The sequence below is a fragment of the Stutzerimonas stutzeri genome, assembly GCF_024448935.1.
GTDB classification, from domain to species: domain Bacteria; phylum Pseudomonadota; class Gammaproteobacteria; order Pseudomonadales; family Pseudomonadaceae; genus Stutzerimonas; species Stutzerimonas stutzeri_AO.
On record NZ_JAMOIE010000132.1, the window covers coordinates 1 to 9,510 of the forward strand.

Annotated in this window: 9 protein-coding genes and 1 pseudogene; 6 read left to right on the forward strand and 4 right to left on the reverse strand. The window is 64.7% G+C overall.

The window, feature by feature from the left end:
• Positions 1-163: 163 nt before the first annotated feature.
• Positions 164-505 (reverse strand): hypothetical protein, encoded by a 342-nt coding sequence (locus tag NA637_RS22985; protein ID WP_256074847.1) that lies wholly within the window; start codon positions 503-505, stop codon positions 164-166.
• Positions 480-1,259 carry a hypothetical protein gene (locus NA637_RS22990; RefSeq protein WP_256074848.1) on the reverse strand — a complete coding sequence of 260 codons (780 nt, stop codon included), beginning with the start codon at positions 1,257-1,259 and terminating at the stop codon, positions 480-482. The genes NA637_RS22985 and NA637_RS22990 overlap by 26 nt, the downstream gene beginning before the upstream one ends.
• A 660-nt stretch (positions 1,260-1,919) precedes the next feature.
• Between NA637_RS22990 and NA637_RS22995 the strand changes: the two genes are divergently transcribed.
• The 5 genes and pseudogenes from NA637_RS22995 to NA637_RS23015 form a co-directional block, all read left to right on the forward strand.
• On the forward strand, positions 1,920-3,602 hold the full coding sequence (locus tag NA637_RS22995) for a carbon starvation CstA family protein (RefSeq protein WP_256074849.1): 1,683 nt from the start codon (positions 1,920-1,922) through the stop codon (positions 3,600-3,602).
• Positions 3,599-3,865: a cory-CC-star protein gene (locus NA637_RS23000; RefSeq protein WP_256074850.1), complete on the forward strand. Its 267-nt coding sequence runs from the start codon at positions 3,599-3,601 to the stop codon at positions 3,863-3,865. The genes NA637_RS22995 and NA637_RS23000 overlap by 4 nt, the downstream gene beginning before the upstream one ends.
• Positions 3,856-4,842, forward strand: coding sequence for an ArsA family ATPase (locus NA637_RS23005; RefSeq protein ID WP_256074851.1), 987 nt, complete (start codon positions 3,856-3,858; stop codon positions 4,840-4,842). The genes NA637_RS23000 and NA637_RS23005 overlap by 10 nt, the downstream gene beginning before the upstream one ends.
• 338 nt (positions 4,843-5,180) lie before the next feature.
• A complete protein-coding gene (locus NA637_RS23010; protein WP_256074852.1) occupies positions 5,181-5,756 on the forward strand; it encodes an antibiotic biosynthesis monooxygenase in 576 nt (191 codons plus the stop codon).
• A 2-nt stretch (positions 5,757-5,758) separates the two neighbouring features.
• Positions 5,759-6,000: pseudogene (locus NA637_RS23015) on the forward strand (GGDEF domain-containing protein); the annotation flags it as partial.
• 40 nt (positions 6,001-6,040) lie between these two features.
• Here NA637_RS23015 and NA637_RS23020 read toward each other — a convergent pair.
• Positions 6,041-7,444, reverse strand: coding sequence for a sigma-54-dependent transcriptional regulator (locus NA637_RS23020; RefSeq protein ID WP_256074853.1), 1,404 nt, complete (start codon positions 7,442-7,444; stop codon positions 6,041-6,043).
• Positions 7,431-8,918: a sensor histidine kinase gene (locus NA637_RS23025; protein WP_256074854.1), complete on the reverse strand. Its 1,488-nt coding sequence runs from the start codon at positions 8,916-8,918 to the stop codon at positions 7,431-7,433. The genes NA637_RS23020 and NA637_RS23025 overlap by 14 nt, the downstream gene beginning before the upstream one ends.
• 152 nt (positions 8,919-9,070) lie before the next feature.
• On the opposite strand from NA637_RS23025, the gene NA637_RS23030 reads away from it, so the two are divergent.
• On the forward strand, positions 9,071-9,463 hold the full coding sequence (locus NA637_RS23030; RefSeq protein ID WP_256074855.1) for a DUF4168 domain-containing protein: 393 nt from the start codon (positions 9,071-9,073) through the stop codon (positions 9,461-9,463).
• Positions 9,464-9,510 lie beyond the last annotated feature (47 nt).

Sequence of the window (9,510 nt, forward strand, 5' to 3'; positions counted from 1 at the left end):
GGACGCTTACGCTGGTGACCGCTGCACGCGTAGATCATCACCCAGCCCATCCAGCCATCGGCGAGCGCGTCCGATCTCATCACGGCGTCGCCTTGTCTGGCACGTTGTGTTATGCACCGGACTCTGGTCCGGACGTTCCGCTGGATCGACGTGCTAGCTTGTTTCAATGCGTTGCCGAGTGATCCTGCGGCGACGGGAAGGCGATCTCGAGCCACTTGCCAGGCCCCAGCTGGCACCTGCCTTGAGCATAGTGCAGCGGCACCGAACCCGGGTTTTCATCGGCGGCGCGAACCCACAGCGAGCCGTCAGCCAGCCGCAGATGCAGGCGTGCCTGCCGGAACACCAGTGACAGCGCTATCTGCTGCAACTGCGGCGGTGGCGAGGGAAAGATGTACAGGCCATCAAGCTCCAGACGAACCCCGAGGTAATGTCGCTGCAACACGTCGAGCGAGCCGCACATGGCGCCGAGATGGATGCCTTCATGGGTGCCACTGTTGCCTGGCAAACCCAGATCGATGACCAGGGGCCTGCTGGTAGTAGGTCCAGGACGCCTTGCTGTCGATACCCGCCAGCGCACCGGCGCAGACGACCTTGGACAAACTCGACTCATGGGTGATGCGGGCGAGGTGATAGGCGATGGTGTGGCGTGTGCACGCGGTGTCATGGCGATAACCCAGGCACTCGAGGAGCTGCTGCAGTGTCTGGCGGGGTAGCAGGTGCGAGGTCGAGCGTACAGGCCCCATCAGATTGGTGTAAGCGTTGTTGTTCAACCCCGGCTCGGCCGCGTCCGGGTAGCTGTTGTGATATTCGTCAGGGCCGATCACACCGCAGATCAGGTAGCGCTGCCGCGACGCATCGAACTGCGCCAGGCTGGCCCAGAAACAAGCCACTTCGATGACCAACTCACCGACCGGCCCGGCCAGCAATGCCTTGTCAGCGGCGGCCAGATACAGCTGCCAGGCATCATAGGCCACGGCGGAGCCGATATACCGCTGCAGGCGGGTGTGGTCGGCCATCCAGCGACCGGACATCGGGTTGCACTGCCACGGCGGCGTCTCTTCCTCGCCCGGGCGTGCGCTGCGCCAGGGGAACATGGCGCCCCTGCAGCCCACAGCGCGACGGGCCCGTTCGCGCGCCTTGTCGAGGCGCGCATAACGGTAGTCGAGCCGGCTTCTGGCGAGTTCGGGCAATGAGTCGTGAGGATCGGATAGGCGAACAGTTCGTCCCAGAACACCTGGCCGTAGTAGCTTTCCATCCAACCCCGAGGCGGAAAGCCAAGGTTCCGCCCAACGCTGAGTGGCGACACGGTTTGCAGCAGGTGAAAGGCATGAAAATTCAGCCCATGCTGCAGCTGCGGATCGTCCGCAGTGAGCGCGAGCCCCTGCCACAGCCTTTGCCAGGCTTCGCTGCTCGCCTGTTCCAATTGCTCATAGTTGGCGGATGGTAACTGTCGCTGTGCCTTGACACGCGCATCCCCGTCGCTCGCGGGTCGTTACTCGTTGACCAGCACCACCGCGCACTTCTCGATGATCAGCCGACCGCTGGCCGGCACGATGCAACCCGCAACAGCGCCTGCTCCACCCGGTCAGGGAAGGACGGGTCGAGCACCGCCTGAATGCCGTTTCGAGTTGCCACTTCCAGCGCCTGGCGTACCACCGGTGCCGGCACGTAATCGGCGAGGGCGCAACGGCCGTCCTTGAGCGCTGGGGCGAAACCTTTTCGGCCGCGACCGCTCGAATCACCAACGTCGGTACCGCCGACATCAACAAACCGCTACCCGCGCAGGTGGCATGGACGTAGTGCTGGCCGTCTGCTACATTGCCCCTCTCACCGCTACCCGCGCGGGTGGCATGGATTCTCCGGGCAGCAGCCCAAGCCTGCGTGATGCCTGTCTCGGCACGCGATCGAGGAGCCTTCAGATGAGTGCGATTGCGTTGATGATTGTGGGGCTGGCGGCGATGTCGCTGGGGTATCTGTTCTACTCGAAGTTCATCGCCGAAAAGATCTACCGCCTCGATCCGAACTACCGCACGCCGGCCCACACCATGCGTGATGGTGTCGATTATGTGCCGACCAACAAGTTCGTCCTCTGGGGTCACCACTTCACGTCCGTCGCGGGCGCGGCGCCCATCGTCGGCCCGGCCATAGCGGTGATCTGGGGTTGGGCGCCAGCGTTTCTCTGGGTCGTGCTAGGGACGATCTTCTTTGCGGGCATCCATGACTTCGGCGCCCTCTGGGCTAGCGTCCGCAACAGGGGGCAGTCGGTGGGCATGCTTAGCGGCCGGTTGATCGGTTCGCGCGGGCGCAGCCTGTTTCTCGTCGTGATCTTCCTGGTGCTGCTGATGGTCAACGGCGCCTTTGCTGCGGTGATCTCCAACCTGCTGGTCTCGACGCCGACCTCGGTGATCCCGGTTTGGGGCGCCATCGTCGTCGCGCTGGTGATTGGCCAGCTGATCTACCGTTACAACGTCAAGCTGCTGTGGCCGTCGCTGGGCGGCGTGATCGTGCTTTACCTCCTGATCCTCTTGGGCAGCGCCTACCCCGTCACGCTGCCGGACACCGTTCTCGGGCTGAGCGCCAAGTCGTTCTGGATCCTGCTGCTATTCGCCTACGCCGCGATTGCCTCGCTCCTCCCGGTATGGGTGCTGCTTCAGCCGCGCGACTACATCAACGGGCTGCAACTGTTCGTCGGGCTCGGCTTGCTCTACCTGGCCGTGTTGTTTGGTGCGCCGGAGCTGGTCGCTCCTGCCTACAATGTCGAATTACCGGCCGACAGCCCGAGCATCGTGCCGCTCTTGTTCGTGACCATCGCGTGCGGCGCGATCTCCGGCTTCCACGGGCTGGTTGCCTCCGGTACAACATCGAAACAGCTGGACAAGGAAACCGATGCCCGCTTCGTCGGCTATTTCGGCGCAGTGGGCGAAGGCATGCTGTCGCTCGCCGCCATCATCTGCTGCACCGCCGGTTTTGCCACCTTGCTCGACTGGCAGCAGGTCTACACCGCGTTCGGTCAGGGCGGCGTGAATGCTTTCGTCCAGGGCGGCGGCACTTTGCTCGCCAATGGCCTGGGTCTGCCGGCGGAGCTCGGCGCCACCATTCTCGCGGTGATGGCGATACTCTTTGCCGGCACCACCATGGACACCGGCCTGCGTCTGCAGCGCTTCGTGATTCAGGAGGCCGGTGAGCTGGCCGGGGTGAAGGTCAACACCCTGGTCGGCACCCTGGTTGCCGTCGGCGTGTGCATGGCACTGGCCTTCGGCGCCGGCTCCGAAGGCAGCGGCGGCATGGCGATCTGGCCGCTGTTCGGCACCACCAACCAACTTCTGGCAGGGCTGACGCTGTCGATCATCACCGTATTGCTGATCAAGCAGGGCCGTCCGGCAATCTACACCCTGGTGCCGCTGGTTTTCCTGCTGGCGATGTCGATCTATGCGCTTCTGGTGCAGATGGGCCAGTTCTACCGCGCCGAGAACTGGCTGCTGTTGGGCATGGACGTGGTGATCCTGGTCGCTGCGCTGTGGGTCACGCTGGAAGCGGTGATTGCCATGCGCAAAGGCCGTGACCCGGCAGCCGACATGACCACCAATGAGCCGCTGCCGTGACCCAGCGCCCCTCCTTATTCGAGCGTCTCGCCGATGGCCTGCGCGAGTTCTACGTCGCGCCCTACCGACGCACCTTTGCCCGTGCCAGGCGCGACGAGGATGACCTGTTCATGCTGCTGGTGTTCTCCGAAGCGTTGGGCGTACCCAACCCGGCCGCCTGGTACACCCTGGAGCTGATGCCGGAACTCTACGAGCGCTTTCATGACTGGCACCTGCGCATGGGCATGGAGCATTCGCCGCTGGACCATATCGGATGTTGCTAGAACTGGCCGCCAAGCGCCGGGTGCTGTTCATCGGCGGCAAGGGTGGTGTCGGCAAGACCACTGTCGCTGCCGCCACGGCACTCCAGCAAGCGCGGGCCGGGCGGCGTGTGCTGCTGGTCTCCACCGATCCGGCGCACAACCTCGGGCACCTGTGGAACCGCTCCATTGGCTCCAGCGTCGTGCGCCTGGCAGCCGGGCTCGACGGGCTGGAGCTGGACCCCGACGAAACGGTACGTCGTCACCTCGACGAAGTCGGCAGCGCCCTGCGCCGGCTGATGCCGCCGCACCTGGCCGGCGAGGTCGACAAACACATGTCGCTCTCCCGCGACGCACCCGGCATGCACGAAGCCGCATTGCTCGAACGCATCGCAGATACTGTTATCCAGGGGCTGGACGACTACGACCTGCTGGTCTTCGACACCGCGCCGTCCGGCCACACTTCGCGCCTGATGGCGCTGCCGGAAATGATGACAGCCTGGACCGAAGGGCTGCTACAACGACAGGAACGCAGCAGACGCTTCGGCGATGTACTGCGCAATTTCGGCAGGGACGATAGCGGTCTGGGCGAAAGCGTGCTCGGTCGAGAAACAGGCGACGGCGAGGATCGCCAACAGCGCGTGCGTCAGATGCTCTACCGCCGCCGCGAGCGCTTCAGCCAGCTGCGTGACCTGATTCAGGACCGCGACCGCTGTGCCTTCGTCATCGTGCTTGCCGCCGAGCGGCTACCGGTGCTGGAAACCATCGAGCTGCATGCACGGCTGCTACGCAGCGGCATCGATGTGGCCGGGCTGATCGTGAACAAACGCTCCCCCGCCGACGCCGGTCCATTCCTCGCCGAACGCCACGCCCATGAACAGCGTCATCTTGAAACACTGCATCAGGTGCTGCCGGAACTGCCTTTGCAGCAGCTCCCCCTGTTGGCTGAGGACGTGGTCGGCGAAGCCGCACTTGCGGCGTTTGGGAATCGGCTGCGATAGCAATCACGCGACGTGCTTCAACTGACCGGGGTTTGCCTGGGATGATTTCAGTTGCTACGGCTTGGCTGCCTGCCCATCGATGCGACTTGCCTCCCTGTACAAGGGACAGCCTCGGGGGCAGCCGTAATGCACCGTTGAGGAAAGGGTGCGCCTCGTTCAAGTGCAGAAAACCAGCGTATAGTGCAGGTCGTTCTCTGGTTGCGCCGACCTTACCGGGTCTGGCGAGGCCTGGTTACCAAGGCATGATCCTTGCGTGAACAGTTCCGCAGCCCACCACCCCGGCGCTGCGTTTGCCGAATGCCCTATCCGGGTGACCGGCCTGATGCTGGAGATACACAATGTCTGCGCAACCCGTCACCCTGATGGTGGCCCGCCGTGTGCGCGATGGCCGCTACCACGACCTCCTCGCCTGGCTGCACGAGGGCGAACAGCTGGCCGCGGACTTTCCCGGCTATCTCGGCTCCGGTGTGCTGGCGCCTGCGTCTGGCGACGATGAATTTCAGATCGTCTTCCGCTTCGCCGATGAGCAGACACTCGATTCCTGGGAGTATTCCGCATCGCGTCGAGCGTGGCTGCAGCGCGGCGGCGAGCTCTTCGGTCAACCCCACGAGCAACGCGCCCAAGGCACCGATGCCTGGTTTGGCGGCACTGACAGCCCACCGCCACCACGCTGGAAGCAGAGCGTGGCGATCTGGCTGGCATTCTTTCCGGTCTCGCTGCTGTTCAACATGATCTTTGGCGGCATGCTCGGCGAGCTGAGTCTGGCGGTACGGATACTGCTCAGCACCCTGGCCCTGACGCCGCTGATGACTTACCTGTTCATCCCGCTGTCGACGAAGCTGTTGGCACCCTGGCTGCAGAGCTCGCCGCGTCCTCGGGTAGCATCAGGAAAACAACCGAACACCGCCCGTTGATCGGAGCAGCCTTTGCGCGGGTGTCCGGTGACGAGTTCGCCGTCCTGCTGTTGTCGCGGCCGGAAGCGACAGCTTGCCCGAACTCACTCAGGCGTTGCTCGGCCTGTGCCGCGGCGGCTTCGGCGTGGAGGATCGTCTTTGTCAGGTCAGCGTCAGCATCGGCACCGCCCGTTATCCCGAGGATGCCGCCTCGATCACCCAGCTGCTGACACGCGCCGACACCGCGATGTATCAGGCCAAGGCACCTCGATCCAGCAGCTGCGCGCGACTGACCCGCCCGGAGATCAGCCGCTGTCGTCCTGCTCCTTTTCGCCCAGACGTCGGTAAAGCGTACGCCGGCCTATGCCTAGCAGTGCAGCGGCGCGGCGCTTGTTACCCTCGACCCGCTCCAGCACGTGGCGGATATAGCGCATTTCCAGCTCGTCCAGTGTCGGCAGCAGGGGCCCGTCGATCATGGCCCCGAGCAGGTCATCGGAACGCGCCTCGGGTGCGCTCTGCTGGTAACCGGCGATGCGCGTCGGCAAGTGTTCCGGCTCGATGCTGCGGCCATGGCAGAAGGTCACGGCACGCTCCATGGCGTTCTGCAACTCGCGCACGTTGCCGGGAAACGGATAGCATCTGAGCAGCTCCAGTGCCGCCTGCGACAGGCCCCGCACCGGCCGGCTGTCCCGCGCAGCGAAATGCGCGACGAAGCCGGCGGCGAGCAATTCGCGGTCTTCTTCGCGATCGCGTAGCGGCGGAACCGGCAGGATGAAGGTCTCCAGACGGAAGAACAGATCCTCGCGGAACGACTCGCGGCCAGCGGCGGTTTCCAGGGGCCGGTTACTGGCGGCGATGATGCGTACGTCCACAGTCAGTTCGCGCTCGCCGCCCACCGGGCGGATGGTGCCTTCCTGCAGCACGCGCAGCAGCTTGGCTTGCAGGGGTAGCGGCATTTCGCCGATCTCGTCGAGGAACAGGGTGCCGCCATCGGCTTGCTGGAACAGCCCCTTGTGGGCGCGGCTGGCACCGGTAAAGGCCCCGGCAGCGTGTCCGAAAAATTCGCTTTCCAGCAGCTCGGCGGGCAGCCCGGCACAGTTGATCGCCAGAAACGGTCGCTGTGCCCGCTCGCTCTCGGCGTGAACGGCGCGGGCCACCAGCTCCTTGCCGGTCCCACTCTCGCCGATGACGAGCACGGGGCCGGCAGCCCGCGCCAGCTGACGGATCTGGTCGAACAGTTCGCGCATTACCCGGCTGCGGCCGAGCATGCCGTGGAAACGGTCGTCGCTGAGCAATTGCTGAAAACGCCGCACTTCGTCCCGCAGGTGCCGGGTTTCCAATGCGCGTGAGACCGCGAGCCCCAGATGATCCAGGTCCAGCGGCTTGGTCAGGAATTCGTCCGCCCCCTCTTTCAGGGCGGCCACCGCCTGCTGAATGCTGCCGAATGCGGTGATCACCAGAAACGCCGGTGCCGCCTGCATGGCCTTGACCCTGCGCAGCAGCGCCATGCCATCGGCGCCCGGCAGGCGCAGGTCACTCACCACCAGATCCGGCTCCCAGCCCTCCAGCCGCGTCAGGGCCTCCTCCGCGGTTGCCACAGCCTGCACCTGCAGTGCGCGGTCTTCCAGCTCCTCTACCAGCAGCTGGCGCAGGCTGTCGTCATCCTCCACCACCAGAACCCGCTGGGGTGCACTGTCATCCGCCTGCATTGCCCTGCTCCTCATCGGCCAGCGCCAGTGAAATACGAAAAGCCGCACCGCCCAGCGAACCCGCAACCAGTTCGATATGCCCATCACACTCGGCAACGACGCCGTGCGCTACCGCCAGCCCCAGGCCACTGCCCTTGCCCACCGCCTTGGTGGTGAAGAAGGGCTCGAACAAGGCCGCGCGGTGCTCTTCGGCGACGCCTGGACCGTCATCTTCGACCTGAAACAACAGCCTGTCGGCAGCTGCCCACCAGCGCAGGACCACCTGCCCGCCCGGGCTGGCCTGAGCCGCGTTGCGCAGCAGATTGGTCAACGCCTGCTCGAAACGCGGCGGATCGACTTCGCAGTGCAGCGGATCCGGCGGGGCCTCGAGCTGCAGCTGGACATCGAGAGCCGCGAGCTCGTCGGCGACCGCCGCGGCGGCCGAATGGGCCAGCACATCAGCTGGCATGCGGCGCGGCGGCCGCCCCGCCGCGCGACCGAAGTCCAGCAACTGACGGACGATCCCGCTCAGGCGCTGCACCTGGCTGCGAATCTGCAACAGCCCCTTGCGCGGGCCATCTTCCAGGCTCTCGCTGCGCAACACGCGTTGGGCCTTGCCATCGATGACGCTCAGCGGACTACCCAGCTCATGAGCGACGCCCGCCGCCAACTGGCCCACCGCGGCGAGCTGCTGAGAGCGTCGCAGGCGCGCCTCGAGTTCCGCCTCGCGGGCCTTCTGCTCGGCCATGCGCTGCTCGGCATCGGCGATGCTGTCGAGCATCTGATTCAGCGCCTGGCCGAGAACGGCAATTTCCTGCGGGCCGCTGCGCGGGGCACGGTGCTTGCGCTCGCCGGCGGCCACCCGTGCCATGCTCTGCGTCAGTTCGTTCAAGTGCCGTCCGATGGCTGACCAGTGGCCGAGCAGGACGATGCAGACGGCCGTCAGCGCCAGCACCGCCGCGCAGATACCGGCAATCATCCGCAGCTGCCGGATGTCACGCTCGAAATCGTTCCAGCGGCGGGTGACCTGCAACAGCCCGTTGATGCGCCCACCGCTCTGCTCCAGCGGCAGGAAGTAGGAATAGACCTCACGTCCGCGGATGCGCTGATAGCCGCCACGGCGTTTGCCGTCAGCGGTCAGCCGCTGGATCGAGGACTGGTCCTGGTCCGGCTCGATGGCGCCGGCGAACGCCACCAGCGCCCCCTGATCGTCGTACAGGTAAGCGCCATAGACACGGCCGACACCGAGCACAGACTCGAGCACCTGTTGTGCGGTCCGGTCGTGCTGCTTTTCCAGGCTGTCGCTGAGTGGCAGCCGCACGGCGCGGGCTACGAGTTCGACCTCCTCCTGCAAACGCCGCTCGCTGTTGCGCTCGACCGTCCACAGCAACAGGTAACTGAAGCCGAGCATGATCGCGACGAGGGGAATGACCACCTTGAGGAGCAACGCCCCGCGCAACGTCGAGGTTCGCTGCCAAACTGCTACATGTGCCATTCTGGCACCATACACAGCGCACACCTGATCGTCGAGGCCGACGGGACGGATGGTCGTAGCTCAACGAAATCAGTCGGTTAGCGGCGATAAGCGGTCAGTGGCATAGCTGATGCAATGGCTCGTTCGTCTTTTCCACTATCAGGACTATCACCATGATCAAGTTCAATACTCGCCTCGTGTCCACCAGCCTGTTTGCCCTGCTCATGGCAGCCGGCGCCTCCCAGGTTGCCGCGCAGGAGGCGAGCCAGCCGCAAGCCCCTCAAGCGGCGCCGGCGATGCAAGCGTCGGACATCAGCGACAAGGAGCTGGAGAAATTTGCCGACTCGCTGGGCGAAATCATGGAAATCCGTGAGGACTTCACCGCCAAGCTGGAGAAGACCGGTGACCCGGCCGAAGCGCAGCAACTGCAGCAACAGGCCAACCAGAAGATGATGGAGACAGTTGAAAACAACGACCTGAGCATCGAGGAGTACAACGCCATCAACCAGGCGGTGCAGAACAATCCTCAACTGCGTGACAAGGTCATCTCGATGATCCAGAGCTAACGCTCGGCGATACGAAAAAGCCCCGTCGATAACGGGGCTTTTTCATC